The 20,413-nt window shown below is 72.0% G+C and carries 16 protein-coding genes; 12 read left to right on the plus strand and 4 right to left on the minus strand.

What is annotated here, in order from left to right; all coding sequences use genetic code 11:
* The coding region (locus ACY34J_RS16590) for a hypothetical protein (RefSeq protein ID WP_462727270.1) at positions 1-758 on the minus strand (758 nt) is incomplete at its 3' end.
* A gap of 87 nt (positions 759-845) precedes the next feature.
* Here ACY34J_RS16590 and ACY34J_RS16595 point away from each other — a divergent pair.
* The 7 genes from ACY34J_RS16595 to ACY34J_RS16625 all read left to right on the plus strand — a co-directional run bounded on the left by ACY34J_RS16595 (position 846) and on the right by ACY34J_RS16625 (position 11,803).
* Positions 846-1,658: an adenosylcobinamide-GDP ribazoletransferase gene (locus tag ACY34J_RS16595; protein WP_462727271.1), complete on the plus strand. Its 813-nt coding sequence runs from the start codon at positions 846-848 to the stop codon at positions 1,656-1,658.
* Positions 1,659-1,815: 157 nt separating this feature from the next.
* Positions 1,816-3,348, plus strand: coding sequence for a leucyl aminopeptidase (locus ACY34J_RS16600; protein ID WP_462727272.1), 1,533 nt, complete (start codon positions 1,816-1,818; stop codon positions 3,346-3,348).
* 353 nt (positions 3,349-3,701) lie between these two features.
* The gene (gene lpdA, locus ACY34J_RS16605) at positions 3,702-5,090 is read left to right on the plus strand and encodes a dihydrolipoyl dehydrogenase (protein WP_462727273.1); all 1,389 of its coding nucleotides are present in this window, start codon (positions 3,702-3,704) and stop codon (positions 5,088-5,090) included.
* Between the two features lie 48 nt (positions 5,091-5,138).
* Positions 5,139-6,917, plus strand: a complete 1,779-nt coding sequence (gene sucB / locus ACY34J_RS16610; protein ID WP_462727274.1) for a 2-oxoglutarate dehydrogenase, E2 component, dihydrolipoamide succinyltransferase — start codon at positions 5,139-5,141, stop codon at positions 6,915-6,917.
* Between the two features lie 232 nt (positions 6,918-7,149).
* A complete protein-coding gene (locus ACY34J_RS16615; RefSeq protein ID WP_462727275.1) occupies positions 7,150-7,773 on the plus strand; it encodes a GntR family transcriptional regulator in 624 nt (207 codons plus the stop codon).
* Between the two features lie 207 nt (positions 7,774-7,980).
* Positions 7,981-10,653, plus strand: coding sequence for a pyruvate dehydrogenase (acetyl-transferring), homodimeric type (gene aceE / locus ACY34J_RS16620; protein WP_462727276.1), 2,673 nt, complete (start codon positions 7,981-7,983; stop codon positions 10,651-10,653).
* 142 nt (positions 10,654-10,795) lie between these two features.
* Positions 10,796-11,803, plus strand: a complete 1,008-nt coding sequence (locus ACY34J_RS16625; protein ID WP_462727277.1) for a helix-turn-helix transcriptional regulator — start codon at positions 10,796-10,798, stop codon at positions 11,801-11,803.
* Between the two features lie 16 nt (positions 11,804-11,819).
* Here the strand turns inward: ACY34J_RS16625 and ACY34J_RS16630 are convergent, their stop codons facing one another.
* Positions 11,820-12,764, minus strand: coding sequence for an SDR family oxidoreductase (locus ACY34J_RS16630; RefSeq protein ID WP_462727278.1), 945 nt, complete (start codon positions 12,762-12,764; stop codon positions 11,820-11,822).
* Between the two features lie 134 nt (positions 12,765-12,898).
* Between ACY34J_RS16630 and ACY34J_RS16635 the strand changes: the two genes are divergently transcribed.
* Complete coding sequence (locus tag ACY34J_RS16635; RefSeq protein WP_462727337.1) at positions 12,899-13,417, plus strand: DUF4240 domain-containing protein; 519 nt, start codon at positions 12,899-12,901, stop codon at positions 13,415-13,417.
* A 13-nt stretch (positions 13,418-13,430) separates the two neighbouring features.
* On the opposite strand, the gene ACY34J_RS16640 is transcribed toward ACY34J_RS16635, so the two are convergent.
* Positions 13,431-13,976 carry an N-acetyltransferase family protein gene (locus ACY34J_RS16640; protein ID WP_462727279.1) on the minus strand — a complete coding sequence of 182 codons (546 nt, stop codon included), beginning with the start codon at positions 13,974-13,976 and terminating at the stop codon, positions 13,431-13,433.
* Positions 13,977-14,154: 178 nt separating this feature from the next.
* Between ACY34J_RS16640 and ACY34J_RS16645 the strand changes: the two genes are divergently transcribed.
* Together ACY34J_RS16645 and ACY34J_RS16650 are read left to right on the plus strand one after the other, a co-directional pair.
* Positions 14,155-15,078 (plus strand): TIGR01777 family oxidoreductase, encoded by a 924-nt coding sequence (locus tag ACY34J_RS16645; RefSeq protein WP_462727280.1) that lies wholly within the window; start codon positions 14,155-14,157, stop codon positions 15,076-15,078.
* 275 nt (positions 15,079-15,353) lie between these two features.
* Complete coding sequence (locus ACY34J_RS16650) at positions 15,354-16,679, plus strand: NAD(P)/FAD-dependent oxidoreductase (protein ID WP_462727281.1); 1,326 nt, start codon at positions 15,354-15,356, stop codon at positions 16,677-16,679.
* Positions 16,680-16,735: 56 nt separating this feature from the next.
* On the opposite strand, the gene ACY34J_RS16655 is transcribed toward ACY34J_RS16650, so the two are convergent.
* Positions 16,736-18,217, minus strand: coding sequence for a regulator (locus ACY34J_RS16655; protein WP_462727282.1), 1,482 nt, complete (start codon positions 18,215-18,217; stop codon positions 16,736-16,738).
* Between the two features lie 302 nt (positions 18,218-18,519).
* Between ACY34J_RS16655 and lipB the strand changes: the two genes are divergently transcribed.
* A complete protein-coding gene (gene lipB / locus ACY34J_RS16660; protein WP_462727283.1) occupies positions 18,520-19,302 on the plus strand; it encodes a lipoyl(octanoyl) transferase LipB in 783 nt (260 codons plus the stop codon).
* Between the two features lie 124 nt (positions 19,303-19,426).
* Positions 19,427-20,392: a lipoyl synthase gene (lipA, locus tag ACY34J_RS16665; protein WP_462727284.1), complete on the plus strand. Its 966-nt coding sequence runs from the start codon at positions 19,427-19,429 to the stop codon at positions 20,390-20,392.
* Positions 20,393-20,413: the final 21 nt, after the last annotated feature.

Raw genomic sequence — 20,413 nt, forward strand, 5'->3', positions numbered from 1 at the left:
CCTGATCCACCGTCAGGTTTCTCAGCGTTGGGGGCGCCGGCCACCAGATCCCCGAGCCGGCGGCGCAGCCGGTCCCACCGCTTGTCGTGCCGGTCGGCCCGCACCTGAGCGCGCGCCCTGGCCCGGGGCCGCTTGCGGTAGACGCGCCGCGCCCAGGGCGACCCGGGCCGGGCGAGGCGCACGGCCCCGACGAGGGCCGCGAACGGCACGAATACGCCGATCACGGCGAGCCTCGGCTTGCCCTTGACCAGGGCGATCAGGGCGATGAGGAAGTTCAGGACGATGTTCCCCGCGACGGTCGCCCGGTCCTGCAGCTCCTCCTTGGTCAGATCGTTCACCCCGAACGGTACGAAGCCGAGCAGCATCAGTACGACCAGGGCGGCGGTGAGCACGACGACCTCGACGCTCTGGCGCCCCTGTTCGGTCCAGTAGACATCGTGGAGGTGGAGGACGAGCGCGAACTCGTCGAGCACCAGCCCCGTCCCCACCCCGAACAGCACGGCCGAGACGCTGACGCCGAGGACGTGCCGGTAGCCGGCGATCACGCCGAAGCCGCCGACGACCATCAGGAGGATGCCGGGCACGACATGGTGGACGTGCAGGCCGCCGGGGGTGACGTTCTTGAAGGGCCCCTTGCCCGCTCTGATCATCCGGGTGATGGTGCGCGTGATGAGGAAGGCGGCGACGAAGGAGGAAAGCGCGAGGAAAAGCGGCAACTTGCCGGGCTCGACGATGTTGCGCTCCCACCAGTGACCCACGACACCCGCTTCCCGGCCGCCAACCCGGCTCCTTCTGTTCCTCTATGCGCAATTTAGTCCCTGAGCCGGGCGGGGTAGCCTGCGCGGATGCACGACACGGCCTCTGGCTCCACACCCGCCCCCGCCTCTCCAGGTGACGGGCTGCGCTTCGCCTTCGGCACCCTGACCGTCCTTCGGGTACGCGTCACCCGGTGGGACCGGGACGCCGCGCGCGGCGGCATGCTGGCGGCCCCGCTCGTCGGGCTGGTGGTCGGTCTGTGCGCGGCCGTCCCCGGCGCTGTGGTGCTGCTGCTGGGCGGCGGCCCGCTGCTCGCCGCGGTGTGCTCCGCGGCCGTACCGGCACTGCTGACCCGCGGGCTGCACCTCGACGGCCTGGCCGACACCGCCGACGGCCTGGGCAGCGGCAGACCGGCCGAGGACGCGCTGCGGATCATGAAGCAGTCGGACATCGGTCCGTTCGGTGTCATCACCCTGGTCCTGGTGCTGCTGGCCCAAGTGGCCGCCCTGAGCGGGCTGTACGCGCAGAACTGGGCCCGCGGCGCTCTCGCCGCCGTGGTGTGCGCCGTCGCCGCGCGTCTGGCGCTCACCCTCGCCTGCCGGGCCGGCGTCCCCGCCGCCCGCCCCGAGGGCCTGGGCGCGGCAGTCGCGGGAGCGGTGCCCATACCGGCCGCTGCCCTGGCGGCCGTTGCCACCGTCGCGGGGTGCGCGGCGGGCGCGGGCGCGGCCTTCGGCCCGTACGCCGCCGTGCACCACGCAGTTGCCGTGCTCGCGGCAGCCGCCGCGGCCGAGCTTCTGCTGCGGCGCTGCCGCCGGCGCTTCGGCGGGGTCACCGGCGATGTGTTCGGGGCCCTCGCCGAGACCGCCGCGACGGCCGCAGTCCTGCTTGTCGCGCTGGGCTGACGCCGCGCAGCGCCGGGCGGAAGCGGGGCGGAATACGATGCAAGCAGCGCCCGGGGCCGTGCGACGTACGGCTGGTGGGCTGGGCCCGTGCGGGCCCAAGCGGCGGCCGGCCCACCGACTGGCCGAGGAACGCAAAGGGAAGAGGAACCCCAACACCGTGACTGCTCTGACTCTCAGCACCTCCTCACCGGCATCGCTCCGCGCTGACGCCGTCGTCATCGGCGTCGCGAAGGGCGAGAAGGGCCCCGTCGTCGCGCCCGGCGCCGAGGCCGTGGACCAGGCGTTCGGCGGGAAGCTGGCCGCGGTCCTGGAGACCCTCGGCGCCACCGGCGGCGAGGGCGAGGTGACCAAGCTGCCGTCGCCGGACGGCATCAAGGCCCCGGTCGTGCTGGCGGTCGGGCTCGGCGACGCTCCTGCCAAGGGTGACGGCTTCGGCGCCGAAGCACTGCGCCGCGGCGCCGGATCCGCGGCCCGCGCGCTGGCCGGTTCCAAGAAGGGCGCGTTCGCGCTGCCCGTCGAGGACCCGGACGCCGCCGCCGCGGTGGCCGAGGGCGCGCTGCTCGGCGCGTACTCCTTCAACACGTACCGCGGCTCGAACGGCAACAACAACGGCAGGAACGCCGAGAAGAACAAGCCGCTGGCCGAGGTGGCGCTGCTCGGCGCCAAGCCGCGGGACAAGGCGTTCAAGGCGGCCGCGGAGCGCGCCACCGCCGTGGCCGCGGAGGTCAACCGCGCCCGCGACCTCATCAACATGCCGTCCAACGACCTCACCCCGAAGTCCTTCGCGGCCGCCACCCAGGAGGCCGCCAGGGAGTACGGCCTCAAGGTCGAGGTGCTGGACGAGAAGGCGCTCGCCAAGGGCGGGTACGGCGGCCTGCTGGGCGTCGGCCAGGGCTCGGCCAACCCGCCGCGGCTGGTGCGCCTCGGCTACACCCACCCCAAGGCCGACAAGACCCTCGCCCTCATCGGCAAGGGCATCACCTACGACTCGGGCGGCATCTCCCTGAAGCCGGCCGGCCACAACGAGACCATGAAGTGCGACATGAGCGGTGCGGCCGCCGTGTTCGCGGCCGTGATCGCCGCGGCGAAGCTGGGCCTGGAGGTGAATGTCACCGGCTGGCTGGCGCTCGCCGAGAACATGCCGTCCGGCACCGCGACCCGCCCGGGCGACGTGCTGACGATGTACAGCGGCAAGACGGTGGAGGTGCTCAACACCGACGCCGAGGGCCGGCTGGTGCTGGCCGACGCGATCACCCGCGCCTCGGAGGAACAGCCGGACGCGATCGTCGACGTGGCGACGCTGACCGGCGCTATGGTGCTGGCACTCGGCAACCGCACCTTCGGGATCATGGCGAACGACGACGCCTACCGCACCGCGCTCCACGAGATCGCCGAGGAGGCCGGCGAGCAGTCCTGGCCGATGCCGCTGCCCGCCGAGCTCCGCAAGAGCATGGACTCGCCCGTGGCCGACATCGCGAACATGGGTGAGCGGATGGGCGGGGGCCTGGTCGCCGGTCTCTTCCTGAAGGAGTTCGTCGGCGACGGCATCACCTGGGCGCACCTGGACATCGCCGGCCCGGCCTTCCACGAGGGCTCCCCGTACGGCTACACCCACAAGGGAGGCACCGGATCCGCGGTCCGCACCCTCGTGCGGCTGGCCGAGCGCACCGCTGCCGGGGACCTCGGCTGACCGTCGGGAGCGGCGCTTCCCGTGTGCCGCACGGCCCCGAGCACCCCTGCCCGGGGCCGTGCACGCCCGCAGCGCCTCCCGTTCGCCGTCGACGAAATCCGTGCATACGTACGCTTGGCCAGCGTCGTGGGGCGGCATGAGAGCCGTCTCACACCCCGGCCCGGCGTCTCGTATTGCGTCGACAGGTGCGAAGATGTTGTCTCGGCAGGACAGGGCCCAGCCTTACCCAGGCAACCGCCCCCAGGGCTGAGCAACTGGGGGCACCTCCCAGCGGTAGCTGGGGGAGGCAAACAATAGCCGCCGCCCGGTCGCCGAAGACCGGCTCCGGCGAACCCATGCATGGAGGACGTGACGTGGCGAACGACGCCAGCACCGTTTTCGACCTAGTGATCCTCGGAGGCGGTAGCGGCGGATACGCCGCTGCCCTGCGCGCGGCGCAGCTGGGTCTGGACGTCGCCCTGATCGAGAAGGACAAGCTGGGCGGCACCTGCCTGCACCGCGGTTGCATCCCCACCAAGGCTCTGCTGCACGCCGGTGAGATCGCCGACCAGGCCCGTGAGGGCGGCGAGTTCGGCGTGAAGTCCACCTTCGAGGGCATCGACATCGAGGGTGTGCACAAGTACAAGGACGGCGTCATCGCCGGTCTGTACAAGGGCCTGCAGGGTCTGGTCGCCTCCCGCAAGGTGACCTATGTCGCGGGCGAGGGCCGGCTGTCGTCGCCGACCTCGGTGGATGTGAACGGCCAGCGTTACGAGGGCCGCCACATCCTGCTGGCGACCGGCTCGGTGCCGAAGTCGCTCCCGGGTCTGGAGATCGACGGCGACCGCGTCATCAGCTCCGACCACGCGCTGGTGCTGAACCGGGTGCCGAAGTCCGCGATCGTCCTCGGCGGCGGTGTCATCGGCGTCGAGTTCGCCTCCGCCTGGAAGTCCTTCGGCGTGGACGTCACCATCGTCGAGGCCCTTCCCCACCTCGTGCCGGTCGAGGACGAGAACAGCTCCAAGCTGCTGGAGCGCTCGTTCCGCAAGCGCGGCATCAAGTTCTCCCTCGGCGCCCGCTTCCAGGGGGTCGAGTACACCGCGGACGGTGTGAAGGTCACGCTGGAGAACGGCAAGACCTTCGAGGCCGAGCTGCTGCTCGTCGCCGTCGGCCGCGGCCCGGTCTCGCAGGGTCTGGGCTACGAGGAGGCCGGGGTCGCCATGGACCGCGGCTTCGTCCTCGTCGACGAGTACATGCAGACCAACGTCCCGACCATCTCGGCCGTGGGTGACCTGGTCCCGACGCTGCAGCTGGCGCACGTCGGCTTCGCCGAGGGCATCCTCGTGGCGGAGCGGCTGGCCGGCCTGAAGGTCGTGCCGATCGACTACGACGGCGTGCCGCGCGTCACCTACTGCCACCCGGAGGTCGCCTCCGTCGGCATCACCGAGGCGAAGGCCAAGGAGCTCTACGGCGCGGACAAGGTCGTCGCGCTGAAGTACAGCCTGGCCGGCAACGGCAAGAGCAAGATCCTCAAGACCGCGGGCGAGATCAAGCTCGTACAGGTCCGGGACGGCGCCGTGGTCGGCGTCCACATGGTCGGTGACCGTATGGGCGAGCAGGTCGGCGAGGCGCAGCTGATCTACAACTGGGAGGCGCTGCCGGCGGAGGTCGCACAGCTCATCCACGCGCACCCGACGCAGAACGAGGCGCTCGGCGAGGCCCACCTGGCGCTGGCCGGGAAGCCCCTCCACTCCCACGACTAATCCTCGGGCGCGACCCACAAGCACAGATCGTTAGGAGCAACCGAAACCATGGCGGTTTCCGTAACCCTGCCGGCGCTCGGGGAGAGCGTGACCGAGGGCACCGTCACCCGCTGGCTGAAGGCCGAGGGTGAGAAGGTCGAGGCCGACGAGCCGCTGCTCGAGGTCTCGACCGACAAGGTCGACACCGAGATCCCGGCGCCCGCGTCCGGCATCCTCACCTCCATCCGCGTCGCGGAGGACGAGACGGTCGAGGTCGGCGCCGAACTGGCCATCATCGACGACGGCGGCGCCCCCGCCGAGGCCCCCGCGGCCCCGGCTGCCGAGGCGGCCCCGGCTCCGGCTCCGGCTCAGGCCGCTGAGGCTCCGGCCCCGGCGCCCGCCGAGGCCCCCGCCCCCGCCCCCGCTCCGGCCCCCGCGGCGGGCGCAGCCCAAGGCACCGACGTGGTCCTGCCCGCGCTGGGCGAGTCCGTGACCGAGGGCACCGTCACCCGCTGGCTGAAGCAGGTCGGCGAGCAGGTGCAGGCCGACGAGCCGCTGCTCGAGGTCTCCACCGACAAGGTCGACACCGAGATCCCGTCCCCGGCCTCGGGCACTCTGCTGGAGATCCTGGTCGGCGAGGACGAGACCGCCGAGGTCGGCTCCAAGCTGGCCGTGATCGGTGCCGCCGGTGCCGCTCCGGCTGCCGCGCCCGCCCCGGCCGCGCCGGCGCCCGCCGAGGCCCCGAGGGCCGAGGCCCCCGCCCCGGCACCGGCCCCCACCCCGGCACCGGCGCCCGCTCCGCAGGCCCCGAAGGCCGAGGCCCCCGCTCCCGCCCCCGCTCCGGCGCCCGCTCCGGCTCCGGCTCCGGCCGCACCTGCTCCGGCCGCACCTGCTCCGGCCGCCCCCGCTCCGGCCCCCGCGGCCGAGGGCGCGTACGTCACTCCGCTGGTGCGCAAGCTCGCCGCGGACAGCGGCGTGGACCTGGCCACGGTCAAGGGCACCGGCGTCGGCGGCCGTATCCGTAAGCAGGACGTGATCGCCGCCGCCGAGGCGCTCAAGGCCGCTCCGGCCGCCGCTGCCCCGGCTGCCGCCGCCCCGAAGGCGCCTGCGGTCGCGCCGTCGCCGCTGCGCGGCCAGACGGTGAAGATGTCGCGGATGCGCAAGGTCATCGGCGACAACATGATGAAGGCGCTGCACGAGCAGGCCCAGCTGACCTCCGTGGTCGAGGTGGACGTCACCAAGATCATGCGGCTGCGGGCCCTGGCCAAGGACTCCTTCGCCCAGCGTGAGGGCGTCAAGCTCTCGCCGATGCCGTTCTTTGTGAAGGCCGCCGCCCAGGCGTTGAAGGCCCACCCGGTCATCAACGCCCGGATCAACGAGGCCGAGGGCACCATCACGTACTTCGACTCGGAGAACATCGGCATCGCCGTGGACTCCGAGAAGGGTCTGATGACCCCGGTCATCAAGGGCGCCGGTGACCTCAACATCGCCGGTATCGCCAAGAAGACCGCGGAGCTGGCCGCCAAGGTCCGCGAGAGCAAGATCACACCGGACGAGCTCTCCGGCGCGACCTTCACCGTCAGCAACACCGGTTCGCGCGGTGTCCTGTTCGACACCGTGATCGTGCCTCCGGGCCAGGTCGCCATCCTGGGCATCGGTGCGACCGTCAAGCGTCCGGTCGTCCTCGACCACCCCGAGCTGGGCGAGGCCATCGCCGTCCGCGACATGGTCTACCTGGCGCTTTCGTACGACCACCGCCTGGTGGACGGCGCCGACGCGGCCCGTTACCTGTCGACCGTGAAGGCAATCCTGGAGGCGGGCGAGTTCGAGACCGAGCTCGGCCTGTAACGCGGCGTGGCGGTCATGTCCAAGTGACCGAGGATCGCAACGAGACAGGGCTCGGCCTTTGAGCACCTGGCACAGCCAGCAGGAGCGGCAGCGCCCCTGTCCGGAGAGATCCGGGCGGGGGCGCTGCCGTATCGACGGCAGCCACACCTGCTCTCACCTGCCCTGCCCGGCTCCAGACAGTGCGGCCCGCCGTATTGTCGAGTCAACGTCCCGGCCCGAAGGAGCGCTTTCCATGACCCCGACCGTCGTCCCGTCGCTGCGCGAGCAGATCCGCGAGCACATCGTGGAGGGCATCGTCAGCGGGCGCTGGAAGCCCGGCGAGCGGATCGTGGAGCGGCGGATCGCGGTCGAGCTGGAGGTCAGCCAGACGCCCGTACGAGAGGCGCTGCGCGAGCTGGAGGCGCTGCGGCTGATCGAGTCCGCGCCGAACAAGGGCGTACGGGTACGGGCCCTGACCGCCGCCGACCTGGAGGAGATCTACCCGGTGCGGGCCGGGCTGGAGCAGATCGCCGCCGAGCTGGCCGCGCAACGGCTGGCCGCGGACGTCTCGGTGCTGGAGCCGGAGGTGGCGGCGCTGTACGAGGCCGACCGCGCGGGCAATGCGGAAGCGCAGGTCAGGCATACGGTCGGCTTCCACCGCGAGTTGGTGCGGGCGGCCGGGAACAGCGTGCTGCTGCACACCTGGGAGTCGCTGGGCATCGAAGTGTGGACGGCGCTGTCCATCCGTTGGCTGGGCACCCGGCAGGAGTCGTACGCCGAGGAGCACGAGACCCTGGTCGAGGCCTTCCGCCGCCGGGATCCGCGGATCGGCGAGCTGGTCAAGGAGCATGTGCTGGGCTGCGCACCGCGCCCCTGACACGCGCCGCCCCACAGTATCCCTGGGCCCGGTTGGGCACTGCCCGCCCCCTTCGTACCTTCGGTTACGCCACGGCGGGATGTGGTACGCCCTGGGCGGTGCACCGGGTGCCCCATTTCATGGCACGGAATGCCAATTTCGCCTTGCGGAGCAGTTTTTGGGCCGCCGAGCTTTGATCGATCATCGATCGGTCCTTACAGTCGACGCATGACCGACGCCGTACGCAACCGGCCGAGCGAGCTCGACCAGCTCCCGGACCGCGACCCCGAGGAAAGCGCGGAGTGGGCCGCCTCACTCGATGCCGTCACCCAGGCCGCCGGGCCGCACCGCGCCTCGTATCTGATCCGCCGCACCCTCGAGCACGCCGAGCACACCGGCCTCGCGCTGCCGAAGCTGCTGGAGACGGACTACGTCAACACCATCCCCACCGCCGCCGAGCCCGCCTTCCCCGGTGACGAGGAGATGGAACGGCGGATCACCGCCTGGAACCGCTGGAACGCCGCCGCGATGGTCACCCGCGGCAGCCGCTACGGCGTCGGCGGCCACATCGCCACCTACGCCTCCGCCGCCTGGCTCTACGAGACCGGCTTCCAGCACTTCTTCCGCGGCAAGGAGGCCGACAACTCCGGCGACCAGCTCTACATCCAGGGCCACGCCTCCCCCGGCATCTACGCCCGCGCCTTCCTCGACGGCCGGCTGTCCGAGGAGCACCTCGACAACTTCCGGCAGGAGGCGGGCGGCAAGGGCCTCCCCTCCTACCCGCACCCGCGCCGGCTGCCCTGGCTGTGGGAGTTCCCGACCGTGTCGATGGGCCTTGGCCCGCTCTCCGCGATCTACCAGGCGCGCTTCAACCGCTACCTCCACCACCGCGGGATCAAGGACACCTCGGGCTCCCATGTCTGGGCGTTCCTCGGCGACGGCGAGATGGACGAGCCCGAGTCGACCGCCGCCCTCGCCCTGGCGGCGCGCGAGCAGCTCGACAACCTGACCTTCGTCATCAACTGCAATCTGCAGCGCCTCGACGGCCCGGTCCGCGCCAACTTCAAGATCGTGCAAGAGCTGGAGGCCCAGTTCCGCGGCGCCGGCTGGAACGTCGTCAAGTCCCTTTGGGGCTCGGCCTGGGACGAGCTGTTCCGGCTCGACACCACCGGCGCGCTGGTCCGCCGCCTCCGCGAGGTCCCGGACGCGCAGTTCCAGACCTACGCCACCCGCGATGTCGCCTACATCCGCGAGCACTTCTTCGGTGCCGACCCGGCCCTGGTCCAGATGGCCCAGGTGCTGTCCGACGCCAAGATCGCCGAGTGCTTCCACACCTCACGCGCCGGCCATGAGCCGCGCAAGGTCTACGCCGCCTACCGCGCGGCCGTGGAACACAAGGGCGCCCCGACCGTGATCCTGGCCCAGACCGTCAAGGGCCACACCCTCGGCCCGGGCTTCGAGTCCCGCAACGCCAACCACCAGATGAAGAAGCTGTCGGGCAAGGAGTTCCGCGCCATGCGCGACCTGCTCGACCTCCCCATCCCGGACTCGAAGCTGGACGACGGGCTCGTCCCCTACGGCCACCCGGGCCCCGACTCCCCCGAGGTCCGCTATCTGCAAGAGCGCCGAGCCGCCCTCGGCGGTCCCGCCCCGGCCCGGCGCGTGCACCCCGTCGCCGCGCTGCCCGAGCCGGAGGAGCGCGCCTTCAAGGCGGCGCTCAAGGGCTCCGGGAACCAGGACGTCGCCACCACCATGGCCTTCGTGCGCCTGGTCAAAGACCTGATGCGGGACAAGCAGACCGGCAAGCGCTGGGTTCCGATCGTCCCGGACGAGGCCCGGACCTTCGGTATGGAGGCGCTCTTCCCGTCCGCGGGCATCTACTCGCCGCTGGGCCAGACGTACGAGCCGGTCGACCGCGACCAGCTGATGTACTACAAGGAGGCCAAGGACGGCCAGATCCTCAACGAGGGGATCACCGAGGCCGGCGCCATGGCCGACTTCATCGCCGCCGCGACGTCGTACGCGACCCACGGCGAACCGATGATCCCCTTCTACATCTTCTACTCGATGTTCGGCTGGCAGCGGACCGCCGACCAGATGTGGCAGCTCGCCGACCAGCTCGGCCGCGGCTTCATCGTCGGCGCGACGGCCGGCCGTACGACCCTGACGGGCGAGGGCCTGCAGCACGCCGACGGCCACTCGCACCTGATCGCCTCGACCAACCCGGCGTCGCTGAACTACGACCCGGCGTTCGCGTACGAGATCGCCGTCATCGTCAAGGACGGCCTGCGGCGAATGTACGGCCCCGAGGCGGAGGACGTCTTCTACTACCTCACGGTCTACAACGAGCCGAAGCCGCAGCCGGCCATGCCGGAGGGGGTCGAGGAGGGCATCCTCAAGGGCCTCTACCGCTTCAAGGAGGGCACGGCCCCGGCGGCCGACTCCCCCCGCCTTCAGCTGCTGGCCTCGGGTACGGCCATCCACTGGGCCCTGGAGGCCCAGCAACTCCTCGCCGACGACTGGGGCGTGACCGCCGACGTGTGGTCCGCCACCTCATGGAGCGAGCTGCGCCGCGACGCCCTGTCCTGTGACGCGGCGCAGCTCAAGGGCGAGGACCGTATCCCGTACGTCACCCGGGCCCTGGCCGGCGCCCCCGGCCCGGTGCTCGCGGTCAGCGACTGGATGCGGGCGGTTCCGGACCAGATCAGCCAGTGGGTGGAGCAGGACTGGAGCTCGCTCGGCACGGACGGCTTCGGGCTCTCCGATACGCGGGAGGCGGCGCGCCGGCACTTCGGAGTGGACGCGCAGTCGATCGTCGTGGCGGCCCTGGCGCAACTTGCCCGCCGTGGCGAGGTGAAGCCGGAAGCGGTCCAGGAGGCGCGTACCCGTTACGGCCTCTGACGGGCCGGCCGCTACGGCGCTTTGCGCCGGTTCTTTCGCCCGCCCACCCGTCCAGTCGGCCGGGTGGGCGGGCGAAATCGCGCCGGAGGCGCGGGAACTTGGCGCGGCGCGGCGCTCCGCAGGGGCGGGGCATGATGGCCGCATGCGTGCTGCCCGGTTGATCAAGATGGTGCTGCTGCTCCAGTCCCGCCCCGCGATGACAGCGGCTGAACTGGCACGGGAGCTCGAGGTGTCGGAGCGAACGGTGGCACGGGACGCGCTCGCGCTCTCCGAGGCCGGAGTCCCGGTGTACGCGGCCCGCGGGCGCGTCGGCGGCTACCGCCTCATCGGCGGCTACCGCACTCGCCTCACCGGCCTGGGCCGTACCGAAGCGGAAGCCCTGTTCCTGTCCGGAGTGCCGTCGGCGCTGCGCGAGATGGGCCTGGCGGACGCCGCCTCCGCCGCCCGGCTGAAAGTGTCGGCCGCCCTGCTGCCGGAGCTGAGGGACGCGGCGGCCGGCGCGGCGCAGCGCTTCCACCTGGACGCCCCGGGCTGGTGGCAGCCTCCGGAGGCACCGGAGTTGCTGCCCGTGATCGCCGAGGCGGTGTGGGACGACCGCCGGATCAGCGCCCGTTACCGCCGCGGGGAGGCCGAGGTGGCGCGGGCGGCAGAGCCGTACGGTCTCGTACTCAAGGCCGGGGTCTGGTACCTGGTGGCTCGGGTGACGGACGGGCCGCGTCCAACCGGGACGTCGGGCGGCCGGCACGCTGCATTCCGCGTCTACCGGGCGGACCGCTTCACCTCGGTCTCACTGTCCGAGGACACCTTCATCCGGGACGAGGACTTCGATCTGCCGGCGTTCTGGGAGGAGCGGGCAGCGGAATTCGCCCGCTCGATCCTGCGCGACGAGGTCGTGCTGCGCCTGAGCCCGGACGGCGTGCGGCGCCTGCGGTACGCCACCGACCGGGCGGCCGCCGAGGAGGCGCTGGCGGCGGCCGGGGAGCCCGACGGGCAGGACGGCTGGTGCACGGTCACCCTGCCCGTCGAGTCCCTGGAGGTCGCGTACACCCAGCTGCTCGCGCTCGGTCCGGAGGCGGAAGTGCTGCGGCCGGCGGACTTGCGCGAACGCCTCGCTGCGGCGGCGGCCCGTGCGGCGGCGCTGTACCGGTAGCGCCGGTACAGCGCCGCTACCGGTAGTCGTCGGCCGTCGCCTGCTTGCCCCCGTGGACGACGTCGAGGAAGTAGCCCACGGCGTCGGGCCGGGAGCCGTCGGTGTCGGTGAACCCGTAGACCTTGGCAAGCTCGCCGCTGGAGACGGACTTTCCGCTCCAGCGCGCCTTGTCCGGGTCGGCGGCGAGCGCCGCGACAGCCCGCGCGACATAGGTGGGTGACTCGGCGATGGCGAAGTGCGGGACCTTCCGCACGGCGTCGCGCCAGTTCTCCTCGCTCACCCCGAAGTGCGCGAGCATCTCCTCCGAGCGCAGAAAGCCCGGGGTGATCGCCACGGCCGTACCGCCGTATTCCTTCAGCTCCTCGGAGAGGTCGTAGGCCATGCGGATCGGCGCGTTCTTGGTCAGGTCGTAGAAGAAGCTCTCCCGGTACCGCTTGTTGAACTCGGCCGTGCCGTCGGTGACCTCGACGACCAGGGCGCCGGGCCGTCGGATCAGCAACGGAAGCGCGCAGTGGCTGGTGATGGCGTGGGTGTCGATGCCGAGCCGCAGCATGCGCAGCCCCTTGTCCAGGTCAAGTTCCCATACCTTCTTGCCGAACTCGATCAGGCGCTCACCGCCCCAGACGTCGTTGACGAGGATGTCGAGCCGGCCGTGGTCGCGGTCGATGCGCTCGACGAGGGCCCGTACCTGGTCCGGCTCGAGGTGGTCGGTGGGCACCGCGATGCCCTCCCCGCCGGCCGCCTTCCCGCCGGCCGCCTTCCCGGCCGCCGTGACCAGCTCGGCCGTCTCCTCGATCGTCTCGGGCCGGTTCACCTCGCTGCGCCGCGCGCGCGTGCTGCGCCCGGTCGCGTACACGGTGGCCCCGGCGCGGCCCAGCTCCACGGCCATGGCCCGTCCGGCGCCTCTCGTGGCCCCCGCGACCAATGCGACCTTGCCCGCCAGGGGTCCCTCTATCGGCATGGGTGCGTCCTTTCGCTGTGCTGCGCTGTCGTCGGTAGGCCGGAGAGCCTGTCACCCAAAACGGACATCTTCTGTCGTGTTTTCCGCGCGCTCCGCGTGCAGGGGGTACGGGCAGGGTCGATGCTGGTCCCGTGATGGACGAGACGGAGTTCTGGGAGATCATCGATGGCACCCGGGAGGCCGCGCAGGGCGACCCGGAGGAGCAGGCCGACCTGCTCGTGGAACGGCTGCTGCGACTCGACCCGGACTACGTCGTGGACTTCGCGCGGCACTTCGAGGCCCGCTACAACCGCGCCTACCGCTGGGATGTGTGGGGCGCGGCCTGGGTGCTGCTGGACGGCGCGAGCGACGACGCCTTCGACTTCTTCCGCTGCTGGCTGATCGGGCAGGGCCGGGAGATCTTCGAGGGCGCGCTGCACGAGCCGGACGACCTGGCCGATCTGCTGGAGGAGTTCGACGAGGAGGTCGACGGGGACGCGGAGGACCTGGGGTATGCGGCGGACGAGGCGTACGAGCAGCTGACGGGGACACAGATGCCGGATCTGGGGCTGCCGGAGCCGCCGTCCGAGCCGATGGGCACGCCGATCGACTTCGAGGACGAGGCGGCGCTGGCGGAACGGTTCCCCAAGCTGTACTTCCGCTTCAGGGAATGAGGATCACTGAGGATCACGGGAGCAGGCTCCGGCCCATCAGGACGTCGTCCACGTACGTCCCCTCGAGCAGGAACTCGCCCGGCAGTATGCCCTCCACCACGAAGCCGGCCGACTCGTACAGCCGCCGGGCCGGGGTGTTGTGTCCCAGGACCCGCAGGGTGATCCGTACCGCGCCCTGTCGGCGGGCCTCCGCGCAGGCGGCGTCCACCAGCGCCCGGGCAATCCCCCGGCCGCGCGCCCAGCTGTCGACGGCGAGCCCCTGGATCTGCCGGACGTGGGCGTTGGCGGGCAGCGGCGTCGGCCGGACCAGGCGTATATAGCCGGCCACCCTCCCCCGGCTACCGCCGGCAGGTGCCCCCACCTCATACTCGGCGACCAGGAAGTCGACGGGCAGGTGGGTGGCGTCGAAGAAAGGGTCGCCGAGCTCGGGCGGCCCCGGCAGCACGGCGTGCATGGGCGACCAGGTACGGCGGTCCAGGTCCGCGAGCGCGGCGTCGTCGGTGCGAACGGCACGGCGGATGACGGGGTGTACGGGCGACGACTCGACGGACTCGAACATGAGCCCCACTGTGCCACGGCCGTAGAGGCGGGGACATGGCCTTGGCCGTGGCGCCAGTTACATCACCAGAGTCGGTGCCGCCGAAGGGCAACCGGTTTTCGCACGGCATGAGGCCAACGGGGTCAGGACTGAGGCCCGCCTCTTCGCGGGCAGCGGGTGAGCGGTGCAGGATGGGCCCATGCGGATCGCGGTCACCGGCTCGACCGGACTCATCGGCTCAGCGCTCGTACGATCCCTGCGCGCCGGGGGCGCCTCCGGCGAGGCCGCAGGGTCCGGGGAACGGCACGAGGTGGTCCGCCTGGTGCGCAGACAGCCGCGCGCGGCGGACGAGGTCGCGTGGGACCCCGAGCGGGGTTACGTCGACACCGCCGGGCTGACGGGCTGCGACGCGGTGGTGCACCTGGCGGGCGCCGGAATCGGCGACAAGCGCTGGACGGACGCCTACAAGAAGGAGATCCGGGACAGCCGGGTGCTGGGCACCGCCGCGATCGCCGAGGCCGTCGCCTCCCTCGACACCCCACCGCGGGTACTGCTGTGCGGGTCGGCGATCGGCTTCTACGGGGACACCGGGGAGCGCCCGGTGGACGAGAGTGCGCCCCCCGGCGAGGGCTTCCTCGCCGAGCTGTGCCAGGAGTGGGAGGCGGCCGCGGCGCCGGCCGAAGAGGCGGGAATCCGCACGGCCTTCGGCCGCACCGGCCTGATCGTCGCCCAGGAGGGCGGCGCGTGGGGGCGGCTCTTTCCGCTCTTCCGGCTGGGGTTGGGCGGACGGCTCGGCAGCGGCCGCCAGTACTGGAGCTTTATCTCCCTGCACGACGAAGTCTCCGCCCTGCGCCACATCCTTGAGACGGCGGAGCTGTCAGGTCCGGTCAACCTCACCGCGCCCGAGCCGGTCACCAACCGCGAGGTGACCGAGGTGATGGCGCGGGTGCTGAAGAGGCCTGCCCTGATGCACACGCCCGCGCCCGTACTGCGGCTCGCTCTCGGTGAGTTCGCGCAGGACGTCATCGGCAGCCAGCGCGTGCTGCCGCGGCGGCTGCTGGAGACCGGCTTCTCCTTCGCCCATCCGACGATCGAGAGCGCTGTACGGGCCGCGCTGCGCTGAGGCGGCACGGCCCCATCGGCGGGCGACCCTGATCGGCTTCGACCGTCGGGCGACCGACATGGAACCGACATACGACCGCTACGCGACCCTCACTTGACCGGTATTCGACCGCTGTGCGACCGTGCCCGGTCGGTGCGCGGCTGCCCGTGAATTGCATCCATTCCTGGGCTCGACTGGGACTCGGGTATTCCGCACGCCCGTTGGGGGCATGAGGTTTCCAACGACCGGACGGTCGTTCCATCGCGGGAGACACAGCCGACCTCGGGGAGGGGCACGTGCTCAGCACCGCACGCCACAGCTCAGAGCAGACGGACGTCATCGTCGTAGGCGCCGGACTGGCCGGACTCTCCGCGGCCCGTCACCTGACCGACGCCGGCGTAAGGGTCACCGTCCTGGAGGCCGCCGATGACGTCGGCGGCCGGATGGCCACCGATCGGGTCGACGGCTTCCGCCTCGACCGCGCCGCGCAGCCGCTCCACGCCTCCTCCCTCGAGCTGCGCCGCACCCCGGGTCTCAGCGGCCTGGCGCTGCGCCCCTTCTCCGCCGGGGTCGTGGTGCACGGCGGCGGGCGGAAACAGCGGCTCGTCGACCCGAGGAGCACCAGGGGCGCGCTCACCGCGGCGCGCGCCCTTGCGACCGCTGCCCGCGCGCCCCGGGGCAGCGCACTCGACCACGCCCGGCTCATCGCCTTCCTCAACCGGCTCGCCACCACCCCGACCGCCCGGCTGCTCGCCCGGCCCGAGCGGACCGCCGCGGAAGCCGTCGGCGGCCGCGGGCTGCCCGCACGCACCGTCGATGCCGTCCTGCGGCCGTTGTTGTCGACGCTGCTGAGCGATCCCGCGCTGACCACCTCCAGCCGCTGCGCCGACCTGGCGTTGCGCGAGTTCGTCCGCTGCCGTCTCAGCCTGCCCGCGGGCGGCGCCTCCACGGTGCCCGAACTGCTGGCGGCATCCCTGCCGCCCGGCACCATACGGACCGGAGTACGCGCCGTGTCCGCGTCAACGACGTGTGTGGGCACCGCCGACCATGGTGAACTCGCCTGCCGCGCCGTGCTGGTGGCCACCGGCTCGCGGGCCGCGGCCGAGCTGCTGCCGGGCCTTCGGCTGCCGGACTTCCACCCGGTGACGGTCCTGCATCACACGACGGACGAGGCGCCGCTCAGCGAGCCCGTGCTGCTGCTGGATGCCGACCGCCGCGGCCCGGTCTCGCACACGGCCGTCACCAGCCAAGTCGACCCGTCCCGGACGCCCCCCGGCCGGGTCCTCATCACCTCCACCGTGCTCGGCCGCGCCGCGTCGGAACCGGTCAGCATCCTGGACAAGGCGGCCCGGGCACAGCTCAGCGAGCTGTACGGCACGTGCGCGGACGGATGGGAACTGCTCTCCGCGCACCACGATCCCGAGGCCGTACCGGCGATGGCCCCGCCGCACGATCTGCGGCGGCCTGTACGGGTGTTGTGCGGGCTGTATGTGTGCGGGGACCACCGCGACACCAGCACGGTGCAGGGCGCCCTCGTCTCGGGCCGCCGCGCGGCCCATGCGGTCTTGCGCGACTTCGGGCTCGCCCGCGACGACCCGGCCTCCCTCCGCACGGCGGCCTGACCCCGTCTTCTTCCCGCCTGCCCGCCCCTGGTCAGGGGCGGGCAGGCGGGCAAAGGTCACATGCCCAGCGCGGCGACCCGTTCGCGGAAGCCGCGGACCGGCGCCGCGTCCTTGAACGGCTCCAGCCGGCGCTCGAATTCGCGGACGTATTCCACCGCCCGCACCGACCGCATCTCCACCGCCTGCTGCGCCGCCTCCGCGCCCAGCGCGCACGCCTGCTCCAGCTCGCCGAGGCCAAGCCGCGCCGACGCCAGCACCACCCGGCAGAACAGCCGGCTCCGCGCGTACCCCGCCGTGCGCAGCTGGAGCGAGCGCTCCGCGTGCTGCGCGGCCGCGCGGTACTGCTGCAGGTCGCGGTGGCAGTGGCCGAACTCGTCGGCGAGCTGCGCCTCGTCGAAGAAGCGCGCCCAGTACGGCACCTCGTCGCCCGGTCGAGCCGCCTCCAGCGCCCGCTCCGCCCGCGCGAGCGACGCCGTGCATGCGCGCGCGTCGCCCAGCACGCCATGGGCGCGCGCCTCCGCCGCGTTCAGCAGCGCCTGTACGACCGGCGGGGCCGCGCTGCCGACCCCCTGCTGGGCGACCCGTGCCAGCTGCACGGCCTCGCGCCCATGTCCCAGGTACACCGCCTGCCGGCTCATGGTCACCAGCACATAGCTGCCGTACGCCCGGTCCCCCGACGCCTGGGAGAGCCGCAGGGCCTGGACGAAGTAGCGCTGCGCGAGGCCATGGGCGGCGATGTCGTACGACGTCCAGCCCGCCAGCCGCGTCAGGTCGGCCACCGCCGCGAACAGCCGCCGCCCGGTCGTCTCGCCGTACGTGCCGCGCAGCATCGGCTCCGCCTCGTGCTCCAGGTATCGCACCAGGGCCTGCCGGGCGTGGCCGCCGCCGTAGGCGTGGTCGAGGGTGCGGAACAGCTCCCCCACCGAGCGCAGGGCCCCGATATCGCCCGGGGTGACCCTCTGGCCGGTCCCGGGCCCGCGGTCGGTCTGCCGCTGCCGCGGTACGGCTGTCCGCCCCTGCAGGGGCACCCGGGCGCTGCCCACCCCGTTGGGCGTGGCGGGTGCGGCGGGCGGGGGCTCGACACCGCGGGCGACCCGCTCGTCGGGGCGCCCGATCAGCCAGTCCCGGCTGGGCACGACCAGACCGGCCGGTGTGAAGGCGATCTTGCGCAGTTCGGCCTGGCTGCCGGTGTCCTTGCGCCACAGGCCGCTGACGATCTCCACGGCCTCCGCGGGTGTGGCCGCGAACTCCAGCCCGGCATAGACAGGCGCGCAGGCGTCCAGCCCGAGGTCCTGCGCGGAGAGCCGGCGGCCGAGCCGCCGGGTGAACACCTCGGCGATCAGTGCGGGCGTGGTGCCGCGCGGCTGCTGCCCGCGCAGCCAGCGGGTCACCGAGGTCTTGTCGTATCGCAGGTCAAGGCCGTGTTCGAGACCAAGTTGATCAACGCGGCGGGCGAGCCCGGCATTGGAGAACCCGGCTTCCGCGATCAGGGCGGCGAGCTGACGGTTGGGGGTACGCGGCTGGGGGCGGTCGGTCATCGGTTGTGCGGTCTCCTGCCTTCGGGCCCTGCGAGCAGAGGGCGTGACAAGGGTGAGGAACCTGCGGCAGCCCCGATCGCCCCTTGTGGTCGGGGAATGTAGCGGCCGCCACGGCACTGGGTGCCTCCTTCGCGTCCCTTTCATCCGATCGTGTGAGCACGGTTCGGACAGCCCTCTGGCCGCCGGGCCATCCGGCGCCGGTCGGTATCCGCCTGCCGGCTGTTCGGCCGACGGCCGTACAGTGGCATGGCGCGATCGATGCGACCCATCGGTGCAATGTGAAGGTTCAAAGAGGAGCTGCCGTGAGTGAGCTGCGCTTCGTCCACCTGGGCTTCGGGCCGGACTACGTCGACTACCAGGAGGCGTGGCAGGAGCAGCGCCGGGTGCACGCGGCCCGGTTCGCGGACGAGATCCCCGACACCTGTCTGCTGCTGGAGCACCCGCCCGTCTACACCGCCGGCCGGCGTACGCAGGACAGCGAGCGCCCCCTGGACGGCACCCCCGTCGTGGACGTGGACCGGGGCGGCAAGATCACCTGGCATGGCCCGGGCCAGCTCGTCGGCTACCCGATCCTGAAGCTGCCGCGGCCGGTGGACGTCGTCGCACACGTTCGCCGTCTGGAAGAGGCGCTCATCCTCACCTGCGCGGAGTTCGGTCTGCAGACCACCCGCATCGAGGGCCGCAGCGGCGTATGGGTGCTCGGCGATCCGATCGAGCAGCGCCCGGCGCTCGGAGGACTGTCGCTGGACATCGACCCGCGGCTGCAGTACGAGGAGTTCGACCCCCGGATGGCCGGCCCGGACTACGCGCCGTCCAACGCGGGCCAGCGCCGCGAGGACCGCAAGCTGGCCGCCATCGGGATCCGCGTCGCCAAGGGCGTGACGATGCACGGCTTCGCGCTGAACTGCAATCCGGACAACACCTGGTTCGACCGGATCGTGCCGTGCGGGATCCGGGACGCGGGTGTCACCTCGCTCTCCGCGGAGCTGGGCCGGGACGTGCCCGTCACAGAGGTCCGGCCGGTGGTGGAGAAGCATCTGCGGGAGGTCCTGGAGTCGGCCGTGCCGCTGCCGCGCGCTGTCTGAGGCGTAGGGCGCACGGAGAAGGGAATGCGCCCCAGGTCGCCTGGATTGCCGGCGGAATGAGGGCGCAGGAAATACGGGCGTACCCTGGTGTTCGCCGAGGAATCGAAGTCGTAGGGAGCCGGACGTGTCCGCTGTCGCACCCGACGGGCGCAAGCTGCTGCGTTTGGAGGTCCGGAACAGCCAGACCCCCATCGAGCGCAAGCCCGAGTGGATCAAGACCCGGGCGAAGATGGGCCCCGAGTACAACCAGCTGCAGAGCCTGGTCAAGCGGGAGGGCCTGCACACGGTGTGCCAGGAGGCAGGCTGCCCCAACATCTACGAATGCTGGGAGGACCGCGAGGCCACCTTCCTCATCGGCGGTGACCAGTGCACCCGGCGCTGCGACTTCTGCCAGATCGACACCGGCAAGCCGCAGGCGCTGGACCGCGACGAGCCGCGCCGCGTCGGCGAGTCCGTGGTGATCATGGATCTGAACTACGCGACGGTCACCGGTGTCGCCCGCGACGACCTGGAGGACGGCGGCGCCTGGCTGTACGCGGAGACCGTGCGGCAGATCCACGCCATGACGGCCGACCGCGAGGCGGGCCGTACGAAGGTAGAGCTGCTGATCCCCGACTTCAACGCAGTCCCCGGGCAGCTCGCCGAGGTCTTCTCCGCCCGCCCGGAGGTGCTCGCCCACAACGTCGAGACCGTGCCGCGGATCTTCAAGCGCATCCGCCCGGCCTTCCGCTACGAGCGCTCCCTCGAGGTCATCACCCGGGCCCGTGAGGCCGGTCTGGTCACCAAGTCCAACCTGATCCTGGGCATGGGCGAGGAGCGCGAGGAGGTCAGCCAGGCGCTGCAGGACCTGCACGACGCGGGCTGCGAGCTGATCACCATCACCCAGTACCTTCGCCCGTCCGTGCGCCACCATCCGGTGGACCGCTGGGTGAAGCCGCAGGAGTTCGTCGAGCTGAAGGAGGAGGCCGAGGAGATCGGCTTCTCCGGGGTCATGTCCGGCCCGCTGGTCCGCTCCTCGTACCGCGCCGGCCGCCTGTACCAGCAGGCCATCGAGCGGCGCGGGGCGGCTGTCGCCTCGCAGGCCGTCTGAGGCCGGCGCCTGGCCCCCGAC

Source organism: Streptomyces sp. HSS9-12 (assembly GCF_054963655.1).

Excerpts from the sequence above, each read along its gene's own strand:
- ACY34J_RS16595 (WP_462727271.1), top strand. The coding sequence starts at position 846 with ATGCACGACACGGCCTCTGGCTCCACACCCGCCCCCGCCTCTCCAGGT.
- sucB (WP_462727274.1), top strand. The coding sequence starts at position 5,139 with ATGGCGGTTTCCGTAACCCTGCCGGCGCTCGGGGAGAGCGTGACCGAG.
- ACY34J_RS16615 (WP_462727275.1), top strand. The coding sequence starts at position 7,150 with ATGACCCCGACCGTCGTCCCGTCGCTGCGCGAGCAGATCCGCGAGCAC.
- aceE (WP_462727276.1), top strand. The coding sequence starts at position 7,981 with ATGACCGACGCCGTACGCAACCGGCCGAGCGAGCTCGACCAGCTCCCG.
- ACY34J_RS16625 (WP_462727277.1), top strand. The coding sequence starts at position 10,796 with ATGCGTGCTGCCCGGTTGATCAAGATGGTGCTGCTGCTCCAGTCCCGC.
- ACY34J_RS16630 (WP_462727278.1), bottom strand. The coding sequence starts at position 12,764 with ATGCCGATAGAGGGACCCCTGGCGGGCAAGGTCGCATTGGTCGCGGGG.
- ACY34J_RS16635 (WP_462727337.1), top strand. The coding sequence starts at position 12,899 with ATGGACGAGACGGAGTTCTGGGAGATCATCGATGGCACCCGGGAGGCC.
- ACY34J_RS16640 (WP_462727279.1), bottom strand. The coding sequence starts at position 13,976 with ATGTTCGAGTCCGTCGAGTCGTCGCCCGTACACCCCGTCATCCGCCGT.
- ACY34J_RS16645 (WP_462727280.1), top strand. The coding sequence starts at position 14,155 with ATGCGGATCGCGGTCACCGGCTCGACCGGACTCATCGGCTCAGCGCTC.
- ACY34J_RS16655 (WP_462727282.1), bottom strand. The coding sequence starts at position 18,217 with ATGACCGACCGCCCCCAGCCGCGTACCCCCAACCGTCAGCTCGCCGCC.